We start from the raw sequence: 25,700 nt of genomic DNA on the forward strand, positions 1-25,700 counted from the left end.
TAATCGGCGGTGAAAAACATGTTATCTTCTATCAAACGATTCCTCATCGGAAGACCCCTTAAATCAACAGAATTGGGCGAGCAAAAGCTGAACAAAACCAAAGCGCTGGCCATCCTTTCATCCGACGCCTTGTCGTCCGTGGCCTATGGACCTGAACAAATTCTGATTGTCTTGATGACCGTTGGCGCGGCTGCCTATTGGTATTCCATACCGATTGCCGTCGGGGTCCTGGTCTTATTGCTGGCACTTATCCTATCATATAGACAAATTATTTTCTCATATCCGCATGGCGGCGGAGCCTACGTGGTTTCCAAACGGAATTTAGGCATGTATCCAGGATTGGTCGCTGGCGGCTCCCTGCTGGTCGACTACATCCTGACGGTTGCGGTCAGCGTATCGGCGGGGACGGACGCGATCACATCTGCTTTTCCGGAACTGCACGCCTACAATCTGCCCATCTCCATCGTGTTCGTTCTATGTTTGACCGTACTCAATTTAAGAGGGGTTACGGAGTCGGCCACCATATTGGCTTATCCGGTTTACTTGTTTGTACTGGCGCTGTTTATCCTGATTGGCGTCGGAATATTCAACATAGCTACAGGCCATGCATCACCAGAGCTGCACACGCCGATCGGCACGCCTGTCGCCGGTCTCAGCTTGTTCCTGCTCCTGCGGGCATTTGCCTCGGGCAGCTCTGCCCTGACCGGCGTTGAAGCCATTTCTAACGCCATCCCGAATTTCAAGGATCCCGCTCCGAATAATGCGGCCAGAACCTTGGTCGCGATGGGATCCTTGCTGGCAATGTTATTTTCGGGCATCGTATTCCTGGCCTATTACTATGGGGTTAGCCCCAGCGAGCAAGTCACTGTCGTTTCCCAGATTGCCGAGCATACCTTTGGACGAAACGTTTTTTATTACTTTATCCAAGGAACAACGGCCCTCATTCTGATCCTGGCCGCCAACACGGGATATTCCGCCTTCCCGCTGCTTGCCGTTAATCTGGCGAAGGATAAATTTATTCCCCGAATGTTCACCGTCCGGGGGGACCGTCTGGGATATTCAAACGGGATTATCATACTTGGTTTCTTCTCTATTCTGTTGCTGCTGGCTTTCGAAGGCAAAACCGAGCATCTGATTCCTCTGTATGCCGTCGGCGTGTTTATCCCTTTTACCCTCTCCCAAACAGGGATGATGGTGAAGTGGATTCGCGAAAAGCCCGAAGGATGGATCGTCAAGCTGATCATTAATACCACCGGCGCATGCATTAGCTTTATCGTGACGATGATCTTCTTTTTCACGAAATTCGCCCAAGTGTGGACCGTCTTGATTTTCCTGCCGCTGATTATTTGGATCTTCACACGAATCCACAAACATTATGAGGCCGTAGCAGACCAGCTGCGAATTACGACCTGTGAGCCAGTTAAGCCGATTGAGGGAAATGTTATTATTCTGCCTGTGGCGGGAATCACGCATGTGGTGGAGAACTCGCTGAATTATGCCAAATCACTGGGAGCAGGCCAAATTATCGCGGTGTACGTGCCGTTCGAGCGGGAGGACGAGGCGGCCTTCCAGGAAAAATGGAAGAAGTGGCAGCCGGACATCCGGCTGGTGACGCTGCACTCACCTTATCGGAGCATCATTCAGCCGCTGACCAAATTCATCGATACCGTGCAGAGGAAGGCAAGCGAATCCCACTACCAGGTTACCGTTGTCATACCGCAGTTCATCCCCAAGAAGGGCTGGCATAACTTCCTGCACAATCAGTCCAGCTTGCTCATTCGCGCACATTTACTGTATCGGAGAGATGTGATTATCACCACAGTACCTTACCACTTAAAAAAATAGCGGGCTTGTTCCCTCTGCCACTTATGCAAGGAATCCACTCCGCCAACAACGTTAAAAAAGCTGCAATCATCCGATCCCTATGCTTAAGGGAACGGTCAATCGCAGCTTTTTTTCCTCCGCCTAGACGCTTACCAGGCTTCGGGATATTAAGAAACATTCTGCGCAGAATGAACCTGTTGAGGAGTGCCGGTAGTTGGCGCAGACGGCAGTGCGACGTCTTGTTCGCCGCGAGGCATGACCTCAACCTTATCATCCTTCTTCAAATATACGGTCCCATAGGCAGCTCCGACAAACAACGCGCCTCCGACGAAATTGCCAAGCCATACCGGAATGAAGTTCACCAGATACTCGCCCCAGCTGTAATATCCTTCAAATATCGCTGCGGGAATGAGGAACATGTTGGCTACCACGTGCTGAAAGCCAATGGCTACAAACGCCATCGTCGGAAACCAGATCCCGAGAATTTTGCCACTCATCTGATCCGATCCATAGGACAGCCACACGGCGAGTGCTACGAGCCAGTTGCACCCGATGCCCGACAAGAAGGCCTGCAGGAAGCTGTCGTCGATCTTATGACCCGCCATGTCCACCAGCTTCTCCAGATAAACGCCGCTGCCTGTCAAACCAGTCACATGACCAAAGAAATAAGCGACGAACAACGCCCCGGCCATATTGCTTACCGTGACAAGAGTTAAATTCCGTACCATTTCTTTCGTGGAAATCCGCTTCTTGAATCTGGCCAGGGACACGGCCATCATGTTGCCCGTCAGCAGCTCTCCGCCTGCTAGCAATACAAGTATCAGTCCGACAGGGAATATCGCTGCGCCTATAAAACCGGCAATGCCTCCCCAAGCCTCCGATGCTCCAGCAATTACGCGAATATCGAGCAAAAAGCCGAGCGCAATAAAAGCACCCGCCAAAAATCCTAATATCATCACGTTCATGGCGGAATTATGTGCTTTTTTCACCCCGTTCTCCAAGGTGATCTCCGCAATGCGATCAGGTTTGTAATAGGCCATGGCCGCTCCCCCATTTCTCCCGCATTCCGTCCTGAAATCTCTCGAATGCAGCTTCTGATGTTTCTGTTACAGTTACCCATATTGTACCGCAGCCTCCATAGCAAGAACGTGAATTATATCACGATCGTGTGCGTCAGAGGGGACAAGACAACCTCTGTCCTGGCTGCTCTTGATCAGTTTAAGATCGATCACTCGCTCGATCCGAGTCAGAGGTACATATAAAATAGCGGTGTCGGAGTTGATTCCGACACCGCTTGGTTGGTGCTTTTACAACCATGTTCTAACCCAGCAAGCCTATGCCTTTATACCACCATCATGTTCGAAACCAGCAGCCCATGCCTTTTACCGCACCATCATGTTCTAACCCGGCAAGCCTATGCCTCGGCGACAGTCTCTACCCTAACAGGCGTTTCCTTTTCCTGAACAGGAACGTTCGAGATCGGAAGCTTCATGCTAATGAAGGATGACAGCAGGAAGAGCGCACCTGCCGTGAAATACACGACCACAATGGAGGTTGCCGACATATACCATCCTGTAAACCCGGAGCCAATAAGCAGCATGCCGGTAAAAATCGGCGTCATCACGCCGTTCAGCCGACCGATGAATTTCTCATCCACCTGCTGCATCATCACGGCCATCAATACCGTCTGCGCCATCGCCATCAGCACCCCGGTTATGAAGCGCATCGTGCCGGTCAGGATCGGCCACTGGGACAGCACCTCGACAAAGGTCGAGAGGCCAAGGAAGGCAAGCCCGGCGAACAGCAAGTAGGAGCCTTTCACTTTGCCCGCAATTACGGCGGCCAGCACACCGCCAATCAACATGCCAAGACCCTCTAGCGCGGTGAACCACTGAACGCTGGACATTGCCAGCTGTAGACGCTCCGTGATGACAAAGATATCGAGCGGCTGAACAAGTCCGCTGCCGAGCGCCAATAAAACGTAGACCACCAGCAGCACCTTCAGCAGCCGACTGGAGCCGATGTAAGTGAAACCTGCCTTCAAGTCCTTCATAAAAGAACCGGTCGACTCCGAATGGTTAGAGGGTTCATCCACACTGGAAGGGAGAAACGCCAGCACGATCCCCGAAGCGCCGAATAGAACCAACAAGCTGATTAAAGAAGCCTGCAATCCAAAAGCTTGATAGATCGTCGTGCCGACCATCGGTCCCAAAATGATGAACAGCGACATCGAGGTCTGGGACAAAGCCGTGGCCGCGGGCACATGCTCATCCGGTAAGCAGCGCTTGATGATCTTCATGGACGAAGGCTGCGAGAATTGGGATACAACGGCCGAGACCAGGGTCACCGCAAACACGGCCTGCCAATATCCCGCATACACAACAAACAGGATAAGCAGTATGGATAAAAAGCTTAAAATGTCTCCCCAGATCATCGTTCGCTTGGGACGCCAACGGTCAGCCAGCACGCCGCCAATCATGGAGATCACAAAGATGGGCGCGTATTCAATCACGGTAAGCAGCGATACGGCGACCGGGTCATGGTTGCTCTTCTCCATAATAAAGAACAACAGCGCCATGTTGCGGATCCAGATCCCGATATTTTGCATAAAATCCGAAACCATCAGCAGCACGAACGAGCGGTTGCCAAACAAATGCCTCATATTCCATCCCCCAGTAAAACCGACTATTCGGTTTAATAATATGTGCGGAAACGCCCACCCTGCGTTCAAACCGACAGAAGCGCTTCCGATAAATCCTTCAATACATTACGAACCTTGACTCGATAACACACCGTTTAAAAAGTAAGTTACTCCCTTACGGTACAGCAGTCTCGATTCCTTCTGAGAACGTTCATAGTACGAAATCGACATTCCATCCAGAAGCGCACCAAAAATGACGGATATCTCCTCGACATCTTCTGCCGGTATCCGTCCCTCATCCGCTCCCTCCGCCAAAATCTCGCGGTATAGCGTACGCGGTCCTTGCAGAATCGCCAGCATCTCGCCCACAATCGTCTTATTCTCCGGCTGATTGATATAGAACTCCTCCGCGATCTTGGTGAGCGGATTCTGGAAGTCATCGACCATATGATCGGCAATGCCATACAGCTTCTCCTCGAAGCTGGCGTAACGGGCTTTTTTATCGTTCCAGGCTTCCATCCATTCCTGATTCTGCTTCGCCAGCAGCTTGACGAACAAATCTTCCTTGCTCTCAAAGTGATAGTAGATACTTCCCTTACTGGCACCCGTATACTTGACCAGTTCATCCATGGATGTTGCCGCATACCCGCGCTGGATGAACAGTTCCTTTGCTTTATCCAGAATCATGTCCCGCTTTCGCTGCGCTTTTTCTGAAGACATCGATGTAAGCACTCCTTGCTTGGAAATAATAGTCCGCAATCAGTAAGCGGAAATCTGTTTCCTGTAATCAAAATGAATTTAAAATCAATGAACGCCATTCCAAATAAAAAAACCGACTGTACGGTTTAATCATACTGAAAACATTCCCCCATGTAAAGCGACGCCTTGACAATGACATAGAAAAAAGGACTTTGCCTAAGCAAAATCCTCTCATCACTCGTACATCCCGAAACAAATATAATATTTTTTTATTCCACTGCCCAAATGGCTCTTCCTTCTTTCATCGGATCGCCATAACTCAGCTGCAGCCCCGTAACCCCCTGTTTCACTTCGTACGGAATTTCTCCTGTCAGCTCGCCGCCTGGGGCAATGGTGCCGTCCAGCATCTTCACATCATCCGTAATGGGAACCGTATAGTTAAGATCACTCGAATCCGTCAGGGAAAAAGATAGCGCGGAAGAGATGACCAGCGGCTCCTGGCCATTGTTCTTCACGGTAATGTCAACCACTTTAAACGTATGACCCTGCTGGGGCTTTAAGTACTCGTCCCCTTCGGATTCGCGTACGCTGTTCAGCGTAATGACCGTGCCATGATAATCCACCGTATCGCCCACCGCGGCAGATTCGCCGATCGGCTTCACATCTGTGTTGTCGGACGGTTGGTCCTCCCCTTGGGTTGGTTCTGCAGGCGGCTGCTCTTCAGATGTGTCCGTCTGACCTGTCCCCTCGCTATCCACAACAGCCGGCGGAGTTTCTGCGGGCGGATCAGCCTGATCATTGGAACAAGCAGCCGTCAGCAGCATGGAGAACAATACAGCCGAAGCCAGCATTACTTTTTTATTCATAATTTATCCTACCTCCTGTAAGTCGATATCTACATGTCCGGATATTTTCCAATTCGCTGTCAAAATCCATAATCCTTCAAAAACAAGAAAAAGACCCCCAAATCAGGGGTCTCGCAAGTAAATAGGATTACGAATGCACCGGTGCTTTCGTCTCGACCGCCGGCAATGCCTGCAGTCCAGCCGTGTTAAGGAAATTCCACGGTTTGTTGTAATGCGGCTGGAAGAAGAAGTCGATGAAGGCCAATTGATCAATCGTCATCCGATTCTGTATGCACACCGACAGCGTGTTAATGGATTGCGTCATATCCACTTTGGAAATGACCTGTGCACCAAGCATCCGGCGGCTGTCTTGCTCATATACCACCTTCAGCGTAACCTCTTCGAAGGTAGGCATGAATTCCGGACGGTAATGATCCGTAATGGTGACCGTCTCCACTTTCAAGCCTTCGTCCTTGGCGGCTCCTTCGGTCAATCCCGTCGAGGCAATGTTGTGTTCGTATATTTTCAATCCCGACGTACCTTGCGTTCCCATATATGGGGTTGTCGGCTGCACAAGATTGCGTGCAACGAGCGTACCCATCCGGACGGCGTTAGTTGCCAGCGGAATGTACATCATTTTACCCGTCGGGTTATAGTGTACGGAGCAGCAATCGCCCGCTGCATATACATCCTGCTTGCTGCTTTGCATATATTGATCCACGACGATGGCGCCATTTTTCAGCATATCCACTTGCCCCTTCAGCAGCTCCGTATTTGGACGGAAGCCGATGCAGAGGATCACCAGATCCGTGTCGATCTCACCTTTATCGGTGATGACCTTGTTCACCTTGCCATTCTCGCCTTGGAAAGAAGTCACGGTCTGACCCAGGGCCATCTCAATCCCTTTTTCACGGAAGGATTCCTCGATCTTGCCGCTAAATTCAGGGTCCAGATATTTGTTCAGAATGCGGTCAGCACTATCAATCAGCGTAACCTGCTTGCCGTTCTGCTGGAAGGCTTCGACAAGCTCCACGCCGATATAACCGGCGCCGACAACCGTAATGTGTTTCGATTCCTGCGCTTTTTCAATGATCGCATTGGAATGATTGTAGTTTTTGCAGAGCAGAATATTATTGAGATCGATGCCTTCAAGCTTCGGTACGATTGGCCATGATCCGGTTGTGATAATCAGTTTATCATAGGTATCATCAAAAATTTCTTCTGTAACCAGGTTCCGAACTTTCAAGCTTTTCTTATCCGTATCTACCGAGATAATCTCATGCTTCATCTTGGTTTCAACACCCAGCTCGTCGAGCTTCTGAGGTGAAGAGTAGAACAAACCGTCAGGGTCTTTTACAACGCCTCCAACGTAAAGCGCGATGCCGCAAGACAGGAATGAGATGTTATCATTGCGTTCATAAACGGTGATCTGGGCTTCTGGGTAAAGTTTGGCGGTATTCACGATGGCGGCCGTTCCTGCATGGGTACAACCGATAACTGCTACTTTCATGGTTTTTCCTCCTCCAAGTATGAAGCTTTATATTTGATTAAGATGAGCTCTTTTGCCTGGATTCATGCTTGGTAACGCTTGTTGAGCATGAATGTGGTGACTGGTAATATTATTTGTGAATGTTTTCACTTCATACCCTTATTATAATGTGATTAATTTCACAGTTCAATAGATAATTGCGTTATTCACATATTGTTCATAATTTCACATAGTTATAATGATAAAAGAAGTTGACCCAAAGAGCATCGTGCTCCCAGCGCCAATACCCTTAGGTTAAACCAAGAATACGGGTTCGGTATCAGGGTAAGCTATAAGAGCCCAGCCTCATGAAGTTGATTCAAGAATCATCTATCTATACGTGCTGCCTTGAAGGATCTTGCTTCTACTGATCTAATGAAATGATACTTTACGCTCAGTGTTTTCTAAGATGCTGTCAATTAATCGGGTTAAACGAAGTGGTGTCCAAGAGAAAAACAGGACTGTTCTCCTCAGAGGAATATCCCCAAAGAAAACAGCCCTGTTATGTAATCGTTACTTCCCGCTACTAACCAAGCAGAGATTCAATGGTACTCTTCATCGATTCCGGCGTATCCCGCGGTTCGAACCGCTGAACCACCTTGCCCTCGCGGTCTACCAGAAACTTGGTGAAATTCCAAGCGATCTCTCCGCCTTCATTCGGTCCTGGTTGCTCGGATTTCAAATATTGAAATAACGGATGCGTTTCTTCCCCATTGACGTTAATCTTCGCAAAGATTGGGAAATTCACACCATAATTCAATTGACAGAACGATTCGGCCTCTTCACTTGTACCCGGCTCCTGTCCGCCAAACTGATTGCACGGGAAGCCAAGAACCTGCAGCCCTTGCTGGCTGTATTGGTCATACAGCTGCTGAAGCTCTCCGTATTGCGGCGTAAGTCCGCACTGGCTTGCCGTATTTGCAATAATCAGAACCTTGCCTGAATACTGATCGAGCGAGACTTCCTGACCTTTGGTATTGGTTGCATGATATTCATAAACTGACATCTTCGAATCTCCTCCCCGGCTTGTTTTGAATGGATGGCATGCTTTTCAAGCGCAACAGCCTAGCCAATCTCCCTCCATCATATCGAATAAATGGCCTTAAACCAAATTTCAGTTCCAAGACCTCTACCCCGTCGCCCGCAAATCCATTATGATGAATGTATAACCTCTTTAAACAAGATTTACATAGACTAATAACAGCTGTTTAATCAGCAAGTAAGCAGGGTAATGATTTAAGGTTTGGAAAAATATTGCACGATTCGGTATTTCAACAACAGTAAGCGAGGAAAAGAAATGAAACTGTATCCCGAAATGTTTATATCCCCATGGCATCTCATTGTCATTGTGCTCGCACTGATTGCCTTCATCGGCTTAATCAAAGGGGGGTATGACCGAAAGACCGTGCTGCGCAGCACTGGGCTATCGACGCTGGCCTTCTATTTTATACTGACGATCCCCATTGGCCTGATCACCCAGGAATCCCTTTACAAAGAAGAAACGATGCTGACCGATTTGGATCAGAATTTTGAGGACAAGAAGACTAGTTCCGAGCTGCAAAGCTTTAAAGACTACATCTTGGTCCACGCTGGAGCCTATAAAAACGAGGATGATGCGGACATTGTGATCTATGCCGGCAACTACCACGAGAGCCAAACATTTCGTGGTCACATTACCTTGTTCGTATACGATCAGAACGATGAGGAAGTCTTCACCGAGATGTACAAGGACGTAACCCTTGCCCCCGGCGAGAAGAAGAAGCTCGACACCGCCTTTACCAGCCAGCCTATGGAAACCTACAGATACCGATACGAAACGCACCCCCAAATGTGAAGGGTGCGTTTTTCTCGCTTTCTTATTAAGTTGACAGATGGTCTCCGGACTGGATCCCCACCTTATCTTTATCAGGAAGAGGCTGATACGGCCCCGGCATCGGCGGCAGATTCTTGGAATCCCGACCTTTGCGGATATACCGGATACCCAAATAGAAAAGACCAACCACAGGCAGTGACAGCATAGCTATAGCAAAGAGCATGCTGGACATTTGGTACGAAGGATCCGTTTCGATCTCGGAAAAGTCCAAAAACATAAACGATATAAAGGTAACCAATGAGAACATGATGATCTGGAGCCAGCGCATCCATTTCACCAGGAAAAAGAATAGGATCGCGGAGAGTGCAACAAGCAGAATAGGGTATAGTCGCTGTTCCGGGTCCGCGTTCCCCAACTCTGCCTGACGCGTCAGCCAAAAACCGATGGCGAACTGAACCGGGAAAATCAGCCAAGCAAGCAAACCGGTTCCACGAAAAGCCGATCTTCGCTTTTGCAGCGCCTCTTCGTATTCGAGGAGTTTCATCTCGTATTCCAGCTGATTAAGCTCCTCCTCCGTTAATTCCCGGTCTTCCTCTTCGTTCTCCTGCACCAGACGGTCCAGGTAAGGCCGGAATTGCCGCTCCATATTGCCATCAAATTCGGCACGCTCTAAATCCTCATCCTCGCGAAGCAAAGACGCAACCGATTCATCGCCCAGATCTTGAATGATGATGGACGTCAGGTATAAGGGAATGTCCCTTCTGCCGATAACCTCTAGCCAACGATTCGCCTCCATCGGATCCGTGAATGGAATGGCGACGGCCCGTTCTGTCTGCCCTTCTCCCGCGACGAGGTACATAATCGGCATTAATTCTGCCAAAGGCACGGATTCGGTCATTTTGCTTTTCTTATAAGCATAGCTAAATTGAAAGATGTATCGCCCATAGTATATTTCCTTGATGTCACCAATCCTAAGGCTCCCCTTTAGGGAGTCTTTCGTTTCCGGGTCCCATCTCTCGTACTCAATATGATCTTCGAATAACAAATACTCGTCCAGATGCGTATTGTTCCAGATATGCCCTTTCAGGCTTCTAGACAGACGAATCATCATGAAGATACCAGCAGGTATGGCAGCCAGACTGATCCAGGTCCAGACATTGGTCCAGAGGTACAGCAACATCAAGGGACCCAGTGTCAGCCCCAGGCCAAGCAGTATTCCCAGCACGTGCATTTCAAATGTAATCACCCAATAAAAAGGCTGCATTTTGGGCTTTCTCTGCTCATGAATCACCAGAGACATTCAAGCAACTCCCCCTCATATTCTTCGTTGTTTCCCAGCTCACATGAAATGAAGACATTGTAGATCCTATAGGGAGCAGTTCGCACGATGTACCAAATAGTATGTTAGGCCAACGGTAGAGCGTGCGCCGTCAGTGCGACAGAAGAGCGGTAATTGTAAGTCTTGCCGAGCGATGAAGCAGCGTCCTGCGTTCACTCAAAGTCTAACGGACTCAGGAGACCTTATTTCGTAGAAAATGGGGTTATGAGCGAAACAAACGGACAAGAGATCCGTTATTCATCTGAAAAGACGGTATTTGGGCTGTTTCCAGGCTAAATAACGGCTGTGGTGTCCGTTAGAACGATAAATGGACCTCATAACAGGGTAATAACGTATCTGATGTCCGTTAGCCTCGGCGTTCGGCGGGGTTCTGGCCATCGTCATAGCGATTTCGTTGCATCTGGGTATTATTTCGTTGCACTTAGATACCATTTCGTTGCACCTCACCTGGATACCGAAGCCAGGGGCGGACAAGCAGGTCTAACTTGCATGCATATTATGTATAGAAATTAATATACATCCCTACATCCCTACATCCCTACATCCCTACATCCCTACATCCCTACATCCTTATAAGTATGTTAATTACTACTCTTGAACCCAAAAATCCTTCCACGGCAAGTTGGCCGGGAAGGATTTTGCCTTATGGAGCCGCACGTTTCTGAGCCAGCTTCACAAGCAGATGAGCCAGTTGATGCTGCTCCGCTTGGGTTCCGACCTTCCATAACTCCTGAAGAAGCTTCTCTTCGGAATTCCGGGGCTCCTCGTTTGCAGCCAGATAGCCAGCTACCTTCTCTGCTGCCTGCGCCAGCTGCTCTTCATTCAACCCAATGCTCTCGGCAAGCTGAATTCGCTTGTTCAAATAGGATTGGAAGGCATCAAAATCGGCCAGGATCCTCTCCTTCTCCCCATCATCAATCCGGTCCATCGCGTCACTGACCTTACTCACATCCAGCTCACCGTTCTTGTTCACTACATGATTATGTTCAGACATGGTAACGCCTCCTTGTCATTGACTGGGTAACGCTCTCTACTTAAACGGGATCTTCCGGCTTGAAACAGATGCCTTCCAAAAATATCCTATATCTGCTAGCGGCTGCGGCCACCGCGCCGTCCACCACTCTGGCCTCTTGCGCCGCGGACTTCGGATGATCGTGTACCGCCTTGTCCACCGCGACTGCCTTGATTTCCCCGACCCTCGGTTCTGGACTGTCCACGGCTGCTGCTGCCACGTGTTCCGGCCTGTGACTGTCCACGGCCTTCGCCTGCACGCCCGCCGTCACGACTGCCGCTGCTGCGACCTCCAGCCGACGATGGTCCGCGTCCCTCGCCTGGACGGACGTCACGGCTTCCAGCCCGTCCGGAGCCACGCTCATCTCTGCGTGACGATCCGGCTCTTCCTCTACCCTGCTCGCTACCGCGGCTCCGCCCGGAACCCGTACCGCGATCTGCCCGGCTTCTGCCTTGACCACGTTCTTGATCAGATTCAAGCGAAGAGATGTTTCTTGCTTTTCCCGGTCTGCCCGTATCCCTGCCTGAGCCACCGGTGCTTTCCCGAAGGCCTCCAGCACTGGAATCATAGCGCACGCGCTTCAAGCGAAGGGAGATCCCTTCCTCGATGCGCTGTAGATCGTTAAGATCCTTACCGGCAGCGAACGTGATAGCCATCCCGTTCCCCCCGGCCCGTCCGGTCCGTCCGATACGATGGATGTAACTATCAACATCATGAGGCATATCGTAGTTATAGACATGGGTCACGCCCTCGACGTCAAGCCCCCTTGCGGCAACGTCCGTTGCTACCAGCAGCTGCAGTTTGGCATCCCGGAATCGCTTCATCACCGCTTCCCGTTTCGCCTGTGACAGGTCCCCATGAAGCTCGTCCGATTGATACCCATGGGCCAGCAGCGCCTCATTCAATATAGTTGCTCTGCGCTTCGTCCGGCAGAAGATAATCGCGAGAAAAGGGTTATGCTCCTCGATCATGGCACGCAGCGCATCCTGCTTGGAGCGGTCCGTACACTCGACCACAACCTGCTGGATCTGCTCCAGCGGGATCGGGGAAGCCCCCTTAATGACGATATCGACAGGTTCATTCATATAGCTGCCGGCAAGCTGCTTCACGCCGGCAGGCATCGTGGCCGAGAAGAGCATCGTCTGGCGCCGATACGGAAGCGCATGGATCAGTGTCTCGACCTCATCCAGAAAGCCCATGTGCAGCATCTGGTCGGCTTCGTCCAGCACCAGCTGCTTCACGCCGCCCAGTTCAAGCGTGCCCCGGCGTAAATGATCCAGCAATCGGCCCGGTGTTCCGATGATCAAATGCCGTCCGCCCTCGAGCTTTCGGAGCTGTTTCTCCACGTCCTGACCACCATAGACCGCCAGGATTTTGATCCCGTCCGGCTCGCCGGCTGTCAGCTTCTTGGCTTCTTCCGTAATCTGCAATGCCAATTCCCGTGTCGGCGCAATAATGAGCGCCTGCGGGTACGCCCGCTTGGGATCGATATGCTGCAGAATCGGCAGCATGAAAGCCAACGTTTTGCCTGTGCCAGTCTTTGCCCGGGCGATAACGTCCTTTCCTTGCAGCAGCAGCGGGATACTCTCTTGCTGTACCGGAGTCGGCACCGCAATTCCCTGCTCCTTCAGTTTCCGTACTCTTTGTTCGTCAATGCCCAGCTGTTGAAAGTTCGGCAAACGTTCCACCTCATTTAAATTATTTAGCATCTGCTTGCGTTAAATCGATTGGATTTAGCAAACAAACATATTTACATATAAGTCCCAACAAAATGCCGATCGAATTCGTTCTAAGAAGACCGGAACATTTTCGTTGTCTTTCTTTTCGACTGACAAAAGACCCTGACTTTGGTAATGTCAATGATATAGGAAAATCCAGTTTGCACCAGCGAGGAGGTGTCCCCGATATGCATACCCTACAGATCATTCTGTCAGCACTCATCCTGATGGTCCTGTTCGGCCTGATCAATCTGATGATGAATTATATTTCAAGACGCGACGGGGAGCCTATCGTCCCCTTCCGAAAGAAGCTATGGCTTATCCCGCTGTTGTCGGCCTTTATCATTATACCGTTAGAACTCTTCGCGATGTTATATGCCCGGTGGTTTCCCATGTCTGATCCATCGGGATCAGGTGAAATCCTGGCTTACGACGGTCAGGGCGTATGGCTCAGCTTCTCGCTTACCATCCTGATTGGGTTTCTGATCTTCGAAGGTATCCTTCATCCTTTGATTATCACCCTGCTAAGGCTGCTGCTTCGCAAGGATACCTCCATCTATATTAAACAGGCGGTTACTGTCGTGACCGACACGGTTCTGCTGTACATAGCGTCTCTGATCGTGCCCGGCATTCCTGTCGGCGGCTGGTTGCAAGCGCTTCTCATTGCCGTATTCTTTCACCTCATAGAGTGGATCCTCATCGGAGTCCAGACTTGGGTACAGCAGCGCAAGCGGACAAGAGCGGAGTCTGCCGGTTAGAACCTGCCGGATTTGAAAATGGCATACAGCAGCCATGCAACCATGAGTAAGGCTACAATGAATCCAACTTCAATCACGGGGAAACTCCACAGCATCATCGGCTCCCGGCTCAGCGATGAACCGATAATCAGACCCACCATGATGATGCTGAAAGCTAGAAGCACAATGCTGAAGGACAGCCGGTTACTGACCTGATCCAGCTTGCGCATCAAAGTTTTCAGTTCCGGAACACTGATCTCTACCCGCAGCTTCCCCTTGCTGATCAGAGCCGACAGCTGCCTGGCCTGTCCGGGCAGCTCAAGCAAACTCTCGGCAAGTCCGCTCACCCCATCCAGCACCTTCCTGCCGATCCGGCGGGTATTATAACGCTTCTTCAATAGCTTTCGACCAAAAGGCTCCGCCATATCGATAATGCTCAGGTTCGGGTCCAGCATCTCGATGACACCTTCCAGCGTCAGCAATGATTTGCCAAGCAGCGTCAAATCGGGCGGCAGCATAATCCCGTGCCGCTGGGCAACAGCAAATAGATCCGTCAACGCCTTGCCGATCCGCACTTGTGCGAACGGCACATCATAATACTCTCCCCGCAACCGGTCCATATCCGACCGGAGCGAATCCATATCGCAATCGTCCGGGATCAATCCCATTTTGGAAATCGCCCGGATCATCCCTTCCGAATTCCGCCGCATTAAGGCAATAATGAGTCCGGACAGATGGTCCTTCATATCTTCACTGAGGTGACCCACCAGCCCAAAGTCCAGAAAGACCAGCTTGCCGTCCTCCCTGACAAGTAAATTCCCCGGATGAGGGTCGGCATGAAAAAATCCCTCAATAAAGACCTGCTGCAGCATGCCATCGATCAAATGTTCAGCGATCGCCTTCAGATCATGTCCCTTGTCCACGATCTCCTGCCTCCGGCTTAATGTGAGGCCATCGACATACTCCATCATCAGCACTTTGGAAGACGTGTACTCCCAATAAATTTGCGGAATGCGGATAAATTCATGCTCCGACATCTGGGAGGCTATCTTCTCTGCGTTTCGGGCTTCATGGCTGTAATCCAGCTCTGCCATCATCGCTCTGGCAAATTCGTCAACAATCCGGTCCACACGGTACTGCTTCACCCATTCCCAGTGGCGCTCGGCAATCGAGATTAAATCCCGCAATATCTCCAAGTCACGACCGATCATTCGGGCTACCCCGGGTCGCTGAACCTTGATCGCTACATGCTCTCCGGACTTCAGCTTCCCGGCATGGACCTGCCCAATCGAGGCAGCGGCCAGCGGTTTGTCTTCAAACTCACTCAACACCTCATCGATCGGCATACCCCACTCTTGCTCAATCAGCTCCCGTGCGTTCGCGGAAGAAAAAGGAGGTACCCGCTCCTGCAGCTTCACCAATTCCTGGATAATATGGTCCGGCAGCAGATCCGATCTTGTACTCGCCAACTGTCCAAGCTTTACGAAGGCGGGGCCAAGATCCTCAAGCACTCGCCGTATGCGTTCCCCGAGCGTAATCGTCTCCGGCTGTTCCCTGGAACTCCAGCGAACAGGCAGCGACAGAACATGAAACAGTCCCATCTCTTCCACCATATAGCCAAAGCCATGACGCATGAGCGCCATGGCGATTTCCCGGTAACGTCCGGCATGTCGGATTCGGACCGCCATCTATTCCTGCCGCGATCCTTCCAGTTCTACAACCTTCTTCTCCAGAGAAGCAATGCGCTGTTCCAGGCTGGCGACATCACTCTCTTTGGGAACATCCAGATCGGACAATACACGCTGCACCTGTTCATAAATATAGGTCTTGATCTGCGACTGCTCCTCTTCGCCGCGTTCGACGAGACGGTTCACAAGCGCTTTGGACTCCGCAGGAGCAAGCTCCCCACGTTTGACCAGATCATCCACGATTTTCTCAACTTTTTCCTTGCTGACCACGGTAAGGCCCAATCCTAACGAGATTGCTTTCTTAAAAAGATCACTCACGGTATATCCCTCCCGGTCGTTGTCTGGTTCCATTATAACCTTTAACGCTGGTAAAAACATCTATCCTTGGACTTGCTTTCATAAGTATAGAGAAGCTGCCTTATCAATTTCCCCTGATTTCACGTGAAATATGAGGCAATCCGCAATCGGATAACAAGAAATTGCATTCCAGCCATGCTTATTATGTAAAATACAATGGAAAAAGCGAACAGGCGGGAAGAAAATGATCCGCCTGTTCGCTTATAGAGGCTATCCCATATAGATAGAGAATGACTTAGTCGTCATCCCCATCATGATCGTCGTGATCATCATGATCCCAATCGTGATGATCATGGTCATCATCGTCGTCATCATGGTCGTCGTATTTCTCATACTCTGCCTTGATCACTTTACCGCTGACCGCATGGACCTCAACCTCGGATGATCCGTTTGCTGTTTTCACTTCGACGTCATACACCCATCTGCCGTCATCTTGGTCCAGATCCACTTCCACAGCCGTCCCGCCCTTAACGTGTTTAACGGCGATAGCGGATGCCTTGCCGGCACCGATCAGATTGCCTGGAAGGTTGTCACGATCATCATCGTCGTCCCGGTCCACTCTTACACCAAGGGATTTACCGGTATAGGCATCAATCCATACATCCACATCCCGGTTATTCTGCTGGATTTCTACATCGTAGACCAGCTTGCCCTTTTTCCGGTCTATATCCATGCTCTCCACTTTGCCGCTGGCAGCAGCCAGTGCCAATTGTTCTGCCTTTTCCATTCCGATCAGCTGCTGCTGTTGCTTGGCTGCTGCCTGAGTTCCCGCTGCAGTCGTCTGTCCGGATCCTGCCGCCTGTACAGCGTTATAGCCGTATACTCCACTTGCCGCGATGGCTAAGGACAGTGCGCCTGCCCACCATATTTTCTTCTTCATCATCTTACGCCTCCTCATGATTCTCTCCTGTTGATCTCTACAAACCCAATATACCCTCTCAACATGAGAGCTTTCGGAGAGAAAGATTAGAAAACGATGAGAAAACACGGACAAGACCTCTCATCTATTCATCAATCGTCCTCATCATCCCAAGTCACCGTCATGATCTTACCGGTAATCGCATGGACTTGAATGGTCGCTTCACGCCCATCTTCCCGCTCGATCTCCACCAGGTAGTAACGACTGCTCTTGTTCTCGCGATATTCCACGTCTTCCACCGTTCCCGGTACCTTCTCTAAAGAAAGCTTGATCGCATATTCTTTGGTAATCATTGTTGCAGGCGGTTCCGAAGTGCCGCTTCCATTTCCGTTTCCCCCGCCCGTCGTTCCCCCTGTTGCTTCCTTGTCACCGTGATCCGCTGGCTCGGAAGGAGGAATGTCTGGATCCGGCTTCGTGGGCTCAACCGGTTCCGTGGGCGGCTGCGAAGCCCTCTCATCCAGCTGCTGGATGGACACGATGTCGCCTTGGCGGGCATCCACCGTCATCTCATACGTTCCGGTAGCCGACTGTAGCTCCAATCGATACACCCCGCCATCCAGCGTGGTCTTTCTTATTTCGCCGCCAGGATATTGGGAGAGCACCTCCTCCACCACTTCATCCGTTGACATGGCGGAAGTTGAAGGGCTAAAAGGACTCCATACCGCATTCACAATAATCATAACCGCTACCAGCATCACGACACCCAGCAGCAGACTGACTTTTTTACGCATCGAATCACCTCGGATACAATCTGTCTTTACCATCAGTATAGCGGAGCATGGTTAGAATACGATGAGAAAAGGGAAGTTGGCAGCCTTTTATTTCGTTGCTTGAAGCCGAATCGTGGCGGTTGTACCCACACCTGGCAGGCTATCCAGCTCTATCGAAGCCGAGATGGCCTCTGCGATATCCTTTGCCAAGGACAGACCAAGGCCGGCGCCCCCGCCCCGGCGGGTACGAGCCTCGTCCACCCGGTAGAAACGGTCGAAGACGTGCTCCAGCTCATCTTTGGCAATGCCGATTCCGCGGTCGATGACCCGGATATAAACCTCCGCTGGCTTCGTGCCAACCTCGATGACGATATGTTCATCGCTGTATTTGCGCGCATTATCCAGCAGAATGAACAAGAGCTGCTTCAGCCTGCGGCTGTCCGTCCATCCAAGAACCTCGCCATCGGCTTCAACCTCCACCGTGCGGTTATAAGCATCGCGAAATGCACGCGCGGAAGACTCCGATAATGCCACGAGATCCACCTTCTCCATTTCGACCTGCCATTGATCCTGATTGCGGGCAAGCAGCAGCAGCTGCTCCGTCAGCTCCTTCATCCGGATCGCTTCCGAATGGATCGCTTCAACGGACTCCATGAACAGCTCCGGCCGATCCAGTCCTCGCCGCTTTAACAAACTTGCGTAGCTCTCGATGATGGTGAGCGGTGTCTTTAACTCATGGGAAGCGTTGGACACGAATTGCTCCTGCCTCGCATGATTGCTCTCCAGTAGCGTAATCATGTCGTTGAACGCAGCCCCCATCTCCACCAATTCATCCTTCGATTTCTCCTTCAGCTCGATTCGCCGGAACCGCCCGCTTTGTCGTATCTCCCGCATCGTTTGGATCAAAGCCGTAATCGGCTGCACGATCAAACGCCCCAATATCCGCGTCGAGATGATGACCGGAACCAAGGCAATCGCGGTTACGGCGACCAGCACGATTCGCAGCACTTGGAGCGTCTCCATCGTAGCGGCAAGACTGCGGGCGACCTGGATATTGACCACGACCCCGTCTCTCCAGATGAGGGGCAGGGAAACCATCGTGTACCGGGTATTTTCATACTCGACGACCTTCACCTGCCTCTTCGTATCGTAAGGCAGCTTGAGCTCATCCATATCCTCCCCGGAGGAAGTTACCCAAGTAGATGGATACCGTTCATTGGGTCCGAGCAATTGAATCTTCCCGTCCAGCGGCACATAGCTCCGAAGCAATTCGCCCACCGGGATCGTATCCGCAGCTTTGGCCATTTCCCTCGATATTCTGGAGTCCTCGGCTTCCGCTTGCTCCAGCTGGCTGTCCACCGTCATTTTGCTGAACACATAGTATACGGATAAGTTCATGACAATCAGAATGGCCGCCATCAGCACCGATGAATAGAGGTGGATTTTACTGCTCAGCTTCATGGGGTCTCTTTCAACACATAGCCGACACCGCGGACGGTGTGAATGAGCTCGGATGTGCTGTCATGATCGATTTTCTTGCGGACATAACGTATATATACATCGACGACGTTGGTGTCGCCGTAATAATCGTATCCCCATACGGCAGCGAGAATCTGCTCGCGGTTCAGCACCTGTCGCTTGTTCTTCAGTAAATATACGAGCAAGTCAAATTCACGCGGCGTCAGATCGATCCTTCTGCCATCGCGAATGACTTCCCGCGTACCTTCGTTCAATTTCAAATCCGCTGCCGTAAGCCACTCTCCTGCCGCCTGCTCTTCCGGCTCCTGCTTGCCTTGGAGCCGCAGCGCAGCACGAATCCGCGCCAGCAGCTCTTCGATCTGAAACGGCTTCGTAATATAATCATTGGCTCCAAGATCAAGCCCCGATACTTTATCCTCAACGGAACTTTTGGCTGTCAGCAGCAGTACGGCTGTGTGGGAATCATGGGCACGAATCCGCCGCAGCAGCTCAATCCCGCTCAAACCGGGGAGCATGACATCCAGCAGAATTAAATCGACGTCCTGACTGCGGTATGCCTCCAGCGCATCCAGCCCGTTATCCGCCTTGGTGACCTGATATCCTTCACTCTCCAGCTCGATTTCAAGCAAACGGGATATTTTCGCTTCATCCTCAACAATTAGTATCTTCCCGCTCAAGCGCGTCCCTCCTACCGATCGTATCGAAATGGCTTCTTAACCCGGAACGCGTGCAGCCCACTTGGCTGCTTGCGTAATCATTAAACGCAGCTGAGGCTGGAGAAAGGACGGCTCGTGGTGGCCCGGCATCAAGAAGACCACGCGTCCGATGCCATACGTATGACACCAGGCAGCAGGCCACTGCTTGCCTTCGAATTCATAATGCAGCAGCACGGTTTTTTCCGTAAACGGACTGAATATGAACCGATAAGGCTCCTCGTCCAGCACAAAAGGCTCCACGCCTTCCGTAATATCATGATCGGTCTCCCCCGGAACGAAGTACAGCTTCTCCATGGGCGGGTGTCCGTCAAAACGGGCGCCGATTAGCTGCGCCAGCTCATAACGATTGGCCAGCGTAACGCCGTTATGAATCACAAGCAAGCCGCCGCCGCCGCTTACATAGGACAGCAGACCTGCGGTCTGCCGGGGCGAAACGCGCTCGTCCCATAGGTCGCTGTAGGCGATGCAGAGCTCGTAAGGGTAGAGATTGCTTTCATGCAGCATTTTATGATTTTCCGTGCACTGCACGGTGAACATGTCGTTCAGCAGGTGTGTCATTTGTTTATCGATGCCTTGCAGCGGATGAAACTTCGGGTGGGTATAGCTGCCAAGCAGCAATGCTTTTCTCTTATCCATCGGTCATCCTCCTATTTACTACTCAATATTTCACATGATCCCTAGGAACATGCATGAAGAAGCTGGTATGGACTGAAATCTCCCCAACTTCATTACGTTATATCATGACATTATTCTTGGTTTTGAGCAAAGTAGCGGCCAAGCGCCACCATCATGCTGCCCATTCGCTCTTCCTCGGGAACCACCATACGTTCAATGCCTTCCTCGCGAAGCCCCTGAGCCGTAACCTTACCGACAGCCGCTGCCACGACCGGTCCGCGGAACGCCTCCAGCACAGCCTCCAGCTTGCCATGGGCACGTGCATAATCCGCAAGAAAACGAAACTGAGGCGCGCTTGTAAAAGCAACCGCGTGAACCTTGCCGCCCACGATTTCATCAACGAGTTGCGAAACATCCTCCTCCAGCGGCGCAATGTGCTTATAAGGCAGGATCTGCTCTACTACCGCCCCACGACTTTCCAGCCACTCCACCAGCTTCGGGGCAGACTCGCCATGCAGCTGAAGAATGACGCGCTTGTCCGACAGGTCATGCGGCGCAAGTGACCGGATCAGCCCCGACGTACTGCCGTCATCATCTCTGACGACCGGTGCCAGACCGCGCTTTTTCAGCGCATTGGCCGTTTTGTACCCTCTTGCCGCAATCGAGGTGCTCTGCAGCGTTTCATTCAATGTATCCAAAAGGCCCATCTGTTCTGCTGTATCATAAATGGCCTCCAGGCCGATTCCCGTCGTAAATATCGCCCACGGTGCAGGCGCCTTGAGCCAAGCTTCGATCGAACGGCGCAGTACTTCATCATCCAAAAATACGGTTCCCTGGGCCGGACGAAGCAGCGCGGTGCCACCCATCTTCTCCACCAGCTTGGCCATGTCTGCTGCCTTGCGCGGACCAGCCAAAGCGACGATCCGATCTTTCATATGCTGTGCCATGTTATATGCCCCACTCTCATCATTTTCTAGCTTGTGCATCCGTCAGTCTTACAGCTTCTAGCAGTTGACTCCAGTATAAAGGCCCTGCTCCTAGAGATAAAGCCACTTTGGTCTTATTCTTTCATGAAGCCCCCCTTTCCTGCCACAAACAAAAAAGCAGCAAAGGAATATAAGCTCCTTTGCTGCTTCAACACGAAATATTCGGGGCATACTACACGCCCTTGAATCTCTTAAATCTTAAAGCGTTTCACCATCTCCTGCAGTTCTTCAGCTAGCCGGCTTAAATCCGCAGCAGACGCGCTGACCTCTTCCATGGAAGCAAGCTGTTCCTGAGAGGCTGCCGATATGGTCTGGGTCTGGCTTGACGTTTGCTCCGACACCCCACGAATATCTTCAACGGACTTTTTCGTGGAAGCTGTATCTTGCGCCAATTCCTTAGCCGATTTCGAAGTGGTTCTAACCTGGCCGGACACCGTATGTACGGCCTTTTTGATACGGGAGAAGGAGCGTCCGGTCAGATCCGCTGCGTCAACGCCGTCCGATACCTTCTGCCTAGCGGCTTCCGTCATCTCCATGGTTCGTTCCACTTCCGCCAGTATCCCTGTAATCAGCCCCGATATGTAATCCGCTGAGCTTTCCGACCTTTGAGCAAGCTTACGGATTTCCGCGGCTACAACCGCAAATCCTTTGCCCTGCTCCCCGGCTCTCGCAGCTTCGATTGAGGCATTCAGCGATAATAGACTCGTCTCCTTGGCAATGTCGGTAATGGCCGAGGCAATACCGCCGATCTCCTCGGTCCGCTCAGACAGCTGATGGATAACCCCATTCAGATCGTTCATCGCATGATCAATATCCTGCATCGTCGCTGCTGCGGTAATCACCGTCTGGTTCCCTTCTTGGGCCAATTCCTCTGTCTGGTTCATAGCCGCTGTAACCTTCTCCAATATATCCGCGATGTCATCAGCATGCCGGGACACTTGAAGAATACCCTTCAGAATCTCCTCCGCGGCGTTCAACTGACGTTCACTGCCGGCGGCAACCTCCTGAATGGAAGACGTGACATGCTCGACGGCGTTTGTATTTTGCAGGGCGCTTGCGGACAATTGCTCGGAAGATGCGGAAACATTTTCCGTCATGGCCATGACCCCGTGAACCATGTCCCTGAGACTATCCACCATCTGCTGAAAGTGATCGGCCAACTCTCCAATCTCGTCACGCTTGAAGCCATTCATGCGAAGCGTCAGATCCCCCTCGCTAATGACTTCCGTCGCTTGGCGCATACGGCGGATCGGTTTGATCACAGAGCTTACATTCCAAGTCACCATGATTAAGGCGGCTAGCAGCGAAACGCTCATCACCACAATCATCGTTTGGCGGATACCATTAACGGAGTCGTCGACCTCCTTAACAAACATGGCCCCGGCAATTTTCCAGCCGGTTCGTTCATTCGTAATGTAGTTCAATTGTTTCTCGATGCCGTCATGATCATAGTGAAAATGACCGGTTGGCTGCTCATACATCTTGGAGACCCAAGCTTCCTTAGCCAACGCGTCCGTCCCTGCGTCATAATCGGGGTGAAACAGATATTTGTGATTTTGATCCAGCACCATCGTATAGCCTTCTTTACCTACCTGCACTTGGACCAGACTCCGGATGCTATGAAGGTTGAGATCAATGCCCACGACGCCTTTGCCGTCAGGCAGCATCTGAGCTAGCGTTACTACAATCAAGGAGCCCGTGTTCGAAGTATAGGGGGCTGTAATAATCGGTTGGCCCGATGCATTCATTGCCTGCTGGAACCATTCCGTTTGTCTAGGATCATAGTCGGACGGCAGCTTTTCCCCTGATGCCTTGATAATGCCAGCCTGTGCCGTACCGATAAAAACGTCCACCGTCTCCGGATGAAGTCCCAAGTACTGCTTCAGTGCATTGATAGTTGAACCCGCTTTCGCTTCGAGTTCCTTGTCGATTTCAGCGGACTTCATCGTTGTGCTTAAATAATTCAGGTCATCGAACTTGGATTGCAGCGTGTGATTAATGATCTCATTCGCCGTATCGACGCTCAGCGATGCACTGCGCAGAATTTCTTCCTCGACAGTTCCCTTGGCGTCACGGTAAGTGATAATACCGATAGCGCAGCTGGGCACAAGAAGTACGAGCAGAAATGTGAGAATCAGGTTTCTTCTAATACGATTAGCTCTTTTTTTCTTCATTGGTTTCTTTCCTTTCTAAACTGCAGTGAATCTCACCTGTCTTCTATAAAAAAATACTCCCTTCAACTTATCGGCATCTCTTAGACCATTCATTATGCAGTATACATAGGTAATTATTTCCACAAAAAGAGGGGTACCCATGTTATATGGGTACCCCTCTTGGCGGCGGTCATAGACCACCCTCTATATAAAGGCCATCCATCCTGCACAGCGAAAAACAAAGATAGCTGGCTCTTATAAGTTCAAACTACGTTACTTCGGCTGATTGGAAGGTATGAATCCGCTCAGGTCTACGCCAAGCCCGGCAGCGAGTCTTGCACCATATTCGGCGTCCGCACGGTAGAAATTGCATACGGCACGGAGCTGAATATCGGATTTGACCTGGCTCAGGTCATCAACCAGATTGCGGATCAAATGATCCTTCTCCTGCTCCGTAAACGAACGGTACAATTCTCCGGCTTGGGTGAAATCATCTGTTTTTTCAATACGCTGGCGAACGACATGCCCCATGAGCGGTGCTTCACTTTCATTTACAGAAGGGTCTTCCACAGGACCTGTTGCATAGCTGTTCGGCTCATAGTTTACCGGCGACGGATCTTGATTCACGTTCATCAAGCCATCACGTTGATGATTACGCACAGGAGCATACGGGCAGTTAATCGGGATCTGCAAATAATTCGCACCGAGTCGATGACGCTGCGTATCCGGGTAAGAGAATAGCCGGCCTTGCAGCAGTTTATCCTCCGACGGCTCGATGCCAGGCACCAGCGCACTTGGGGAGAAAGCGACCTGCTCAACTTCGGCGAAGAAGTTCTGCGGATTGCGATTCAAGGTCATGGTACCGACCGTTACGAACGGGAAGCGATCCTCCGGCCAGGTCTTTGTAGCATCCAGCGGATCAAAGGACAATTCATCCATCTCTTCCGGGGACATCAGCTGTACCTGCAGGCGCCATTTCGGGAAATTCCCGTTTGCGATGTGCTCATGAAGATCACGGGTGGCGTGATTGAAGTCCTTGCCCTGCACTTCGACCACTTCATCGGCATTCAGCGTATTCACGCCTTGTACGGATTCCCATTTGTATTTAATGTAAGTCACTTTGCCTTCGCTATTCACCCACTTGAAGGCGTGGACACTGAAGCCATCCATCTCGCGATAGTTCGCTGGTGTGCCATGATCCGAGAACACCCAGGTCATCATTTGCGTGGATTCCGGGGACAGCGCCATGAAGTCCCAGTACCGGCCAGGCTCCTGGATGTTGGTCTCCGGCGAAGGTTTCAAGGAATGCACCATATCCGGGAATTTGATCGCGTCGCGAATAAAGAAGACCGGAATATGATTCCCTACAATGTCATAGTTACCTTCCTCCGTATAGAACTTCACGGCAAATCCGCGTGGGTCGCGTGCCGTTTCGGGTGACCCTGTTCCATGAATAACCGTGGAGAAGCGAACAAACACAGGAGTTTCCTGACCAATTTCCTGCAGGAATGCCGCTCTCGTATAAGGCTTCATGTCACTCTCCACAACAAATGTGCCGTGTGCACCTGCCCCGCGGGCATGAACGACGCGCTCCGGAATCCGTTCACGGTCGAAATGGGCAATTTTTTCGATCAGATGATAATCCTCAAGCAGCGTCGGTCCGCGGCGTCCTGCCGTTTTGGAGTTTTGGTTATCTCCGACTGGAGCCCCTTGATTGGTTGTCATTCTATCCATAGATGAACCCTCCATCATTTCTATAATTGATTTTAGACTGAATCTAAATTTATGAATTGATTGTATCACTGGAGAATCCATCGGATCATGATTGTCGCATGAGTGTTATATGACCCTTCTATGATCGTTATATGAAGTTCGGATGAATCCATTTTTGAGTACGGCAAAATGAACAAAAAAAGGGAGG

The 25,700-nt window shown here is 51.0% G+C and carries 22 protein-coding genes; 3 read left to right on the plus strand and 19 right to left on the minus strand.

Going from position 1 to position 25,700, the window contains the following annotated elements:
• Positions 1 to 18: 18 nt before the first annotated feature.
• Positions 19 to 1,845, plus strand: coding sequence for an APC family permease (locus CRG97_RS30650; protein ID WP_098749267.1), 1,827 nt, complete (start codon positions 19 to 21; stop codon positions 1,843 to 1,845).
• Between the two features lie 146 nt (positions 1,846 to 1,991).
• On the opposite strand, the gene CRG97_RS30655 is transcribed toward CRG97_RS30650, so the two are convergent.
• From CRG97_RS30655 to CRG97_RS30680, 6 genes are all read right to left on the minus strand, one after another.
• Positions 1,992 to 2,864, minus strand: a complete 873-nt coding sequence (locus tag CRG97_RS30655; protein WP_098749268.1) for a formate/nitrite transporter family protein — start codon at positions 2,862 to 2,864, stop codon at positions 1,992 to 1,994.
• Positions 2,865 to 3,238: 374 nt separating this feature from the next.
• Positions 3,239 to 4,486, minus strand: a complete 1,248-nt coding sequence (locus CRG97_RS30660; protein ID WP_098749269.1) for an MFS transporter — start codon at positions 4,484 to 4,486, stop codon at positions 3,239 to 3,241.
• Positions 4,487 to 4,591: 105 nt separating this feature from the next.
• Complete coding sequence (locus tag CRG97_RS30665) at positions 4,592 to 5,185, minus strand: TetR/AcrR family transcriptional regulator (protein WP_098749270.1); 594 nt, start codon at positions 5,183 to 5,185, stop codon at positions 4,592 to 4,594.
• A gap of 248 nt (positions 5,186 to 5,433) precedes the next feature.
• A complete protein-coding gene (locus tag CRG97_RS30670; RefSeq protein WP_098749271.1) occupies positions 5,434 to 6,030 on the minus strand; it encodes a DUF4352 domain-containing protein in 597 nt (198 codons plus the stop codon).
• A gap of 127 nt (positions 6,031 to 6,157) precedes the next feature.
• The gene (locus CRG97_RS30675; RefSeq protein WP_098749272.1) at positions 6,158 to 7,519 is read right to left on the minus strand and encodes an FAD-dependent oxidoreductase; all 1,362 of its coding nucleotides are present in this window, start codon (positions 7,517 to 7,519) and stop codon (positions 6,158 to 6,160) included.
• A 544-nt stretch (positions 7,520 to 8,063) separates the two neighbouring features.
• Positions 8,064 to 8,543, minus strand: coding sequence for a glutathione peroxidase (locus tag CRG97_RS30680; RefSeq protein WP_098749273.1), 480 nt, complete (start codon positions 8,541 to 8,543; stop codon positions 8,064 to 8,066).
• 291 nt (positions 8,544 to 8,834) lie between these two features.
• Between CRG97_RS30680 and CRG97_RS30685 the strand changes: the two genes are divergently transcribed.
• The gene (locus tag CRG97_RS30685; protein WP_098749274.1) at positions 8,835 to 9,371 is read left to right on the plus strand and encodes a hypothetical protein; all 537 of its coding nucleotides are present in this window, start codon (positions 8,835 to 8,837) and stop codon (positions 9,369 to 9,371) included.
• Between the two features lie 25 nt (positions 9,372 to 9,396).
• Here CRG97_RS30685 and CRG97_RS30690 read toward each other — a convergent pair whose 3' ends face one another.
• The 3 genes from CRG97_RS30690 to CRG97_RS30700 form a co-directional block, all read right to left on the minus strand.
• The gene (locus tag CRG97_RS30690; RefSeq protein WP_098749275.1) at positions 9,397 to 10,650 is read right to left on the minus strand and encodes a hypothetical protein; all 1,254 of its coding nucleotides are present in this window, start codon (positions 10,648 to 10,650) and stop codon (positions 9,397 to 9,399) included.
• Positions 10,651 to 11,332: 682 nt separating this feature from the next.
• On the minus strand, positions 11,333 to 11,683 hold the full coding sequence (locus CRG97_RS30695; RefSeq protein WP_098749276.1) for a DUF3243 domain-containing protein: 351 nt from the start codon (positions 11,681 to 11,683) through the stop codon (positions 11,333 to 11,335).
• A 95-nt stretch (positions 11,684 to 11,778) separates the two neighbouring features.
• On the minus strand, positions 11,779 to 13,410 hold the full coding sequence (locus CRG97_RS30700; RefSeq protein ID WP_098749277.1) for a DEAD/DEAH box helicase: 1,632 nt from the start codon (positions 13,408 to 13,410) through the stop codon (positions 11,779 to 11,781).
• A 197-nt stretch (positions 13,411 to 13,607) separates the two neighbouring features.
• On the opposite strand from CRG97_RS30700, the gene CRG97_RS30705 reads away from it, so the two are divergent.
• Complete coding sequence (locus tag CRG97_RS30705) at positions 13,608 to 14,177, plus strand: hypothetical protein (RefSeq protein ID WP_098749278.1); 570 nt, start codon at positions 13,608 to 13,610, stop codon at positions 14,175 to 14,177.
• Here the strand turns inward: CRG97_RS30705 and CRG97_RS30710 are convergent.
• The 10 genes from CRG97_RS30710 to CRG97_RS30755 form a co-directional block, all read right to left on the minus strand.
• Positions 14,174 to 15,844, minus strand: coding sequence for an ABC1 kinase family protein (locus tag CRG97_RS30710; protein ID WP_098749279.1), 1,671 nt, complete (start codon positions 15,842 to 15,844; stop codon positions 14,174 to 14,176). The two genes, CRG97_RS30705 and CRG97_RS30710, sit on opposite strands and share 4 nt — an antisense overlap.
• Positions 15,845 to 16,162, minus strand: coding sequence for a phasin family protein (locus CRG97_RS30715; RefSeq protein ID WP_098749280.1), 318 nt, complete (start codon positions 16,160 to 16,162; stop codon positions 15,845 to 15,847).
• A gap of 274 nt (positions 16,163 to 16,436) precedes the next feature.
• Positions 16,437 to 17,084, minus strand: a complete 648-nt coding sequence (locus CRG97_RS30720) for a PepSY domain-containing protein (protein WP_237566625.1) — start codon at positions 17,082 to 17,084, stop codon at positions 16,437 to 16,439.
• Positions 17,085 to 17,212: 128 nt separating this feature from the next.
• Positions 17,213 to 17,851 carry a PepSY domain-containing protein gene (locus CRG97_RS30725; RefSeq protein ID WP_098749281.1) on the minus strand — a complete coding sequence of 213 codons (639 nt, stop codon included), beginning with the start codon at positions 17,849 to 17,851 and terminating at the stop codon, positions 17,213 to 17,215.
• A gap of 87 nt (positions 17,852 to 17,938) precedes the next feature.
• A complete protein-coding gene (locus CRG97_RS30730; protein WP_098749282.1) occupies positions 17,939 to 19,291 on the minus strand; it encodes a sensor histidine kinase in 1,353 nt (450 codons plus the stop codon).
• On the minus strand, positions 19,288 to 19,986 hold the full coding sequence (locus CRG97_RS30735) for a response regulator transcription factor (RefSeq protein WP_076323921.1): 699 nt from the start codon (positions 19,984 to 19,986) through the stop codon (positions 19,288 to 19,290). Before CRG97_RS30735 ends, CRG97_RS30730 begins: the two co-directional genes overlap by 4 nt.
• Before the next feature lie 36 nt (positions 19,987 to 20,022).
• Positions 20,023 to 20,661, minus strand: a complete 639-nt coding sequence (locus tag CRG97_RS30740) for a ThuA domain-containing protein (RefSeq protein ID WP_076323920.1) — start codon at positions 20,659 to 20,661, stop codon at positions 20,023 to 20,025.
• 110 nt (positions 20,662 to 20,771) lie between these two features.
• On the minus strand, positions 20,772 to 21,587 hold the full coding sequence (locus CRG97_RS30745; protein WP_098749283.1) for a uroporphyrinogen-III synthase: 816 nt from the start codon (positions 21,585 to 21,587) through the stop codon (positions 20,772 to 20,774).
• A gap of 230 nt (positions 21,588 to 21,817) precedes the next feature.
• Positions 21,818 to 23,800, minus strand: coding sequence for a methyl-accepting chemotaxis protein (locus CRG97_RS30750; protein ID WP_098749284.1), 1,983 nt, complete (start codon positions 23,798 to 23,800; stop codon positions 21,818 to 21,820).
• A gap of 252 nt (positions 23,801 to 24,052) precedes the next feature.
• A complete protein-coding gene (locus CRG97_RS30755; protein WP_098749285.1) occupies positions 24,053 to 25,513 on the minus strand; it encodes a catalase in 1,461 nt (486 codons plus the stop codon).
• Positions 25,514 to 25,700 lie beyond the last annotated feature (187 nt).

It is taken from the genome of Paenibacillus sp. EZ-K15 (assembly GCF_002573715.1).
Classification (GTDB): domain Bacteria; phylum Bacillota; class Bacilli; order Paenibacillales; family Paenibacillaceae; genus Paenibacillus_AQ.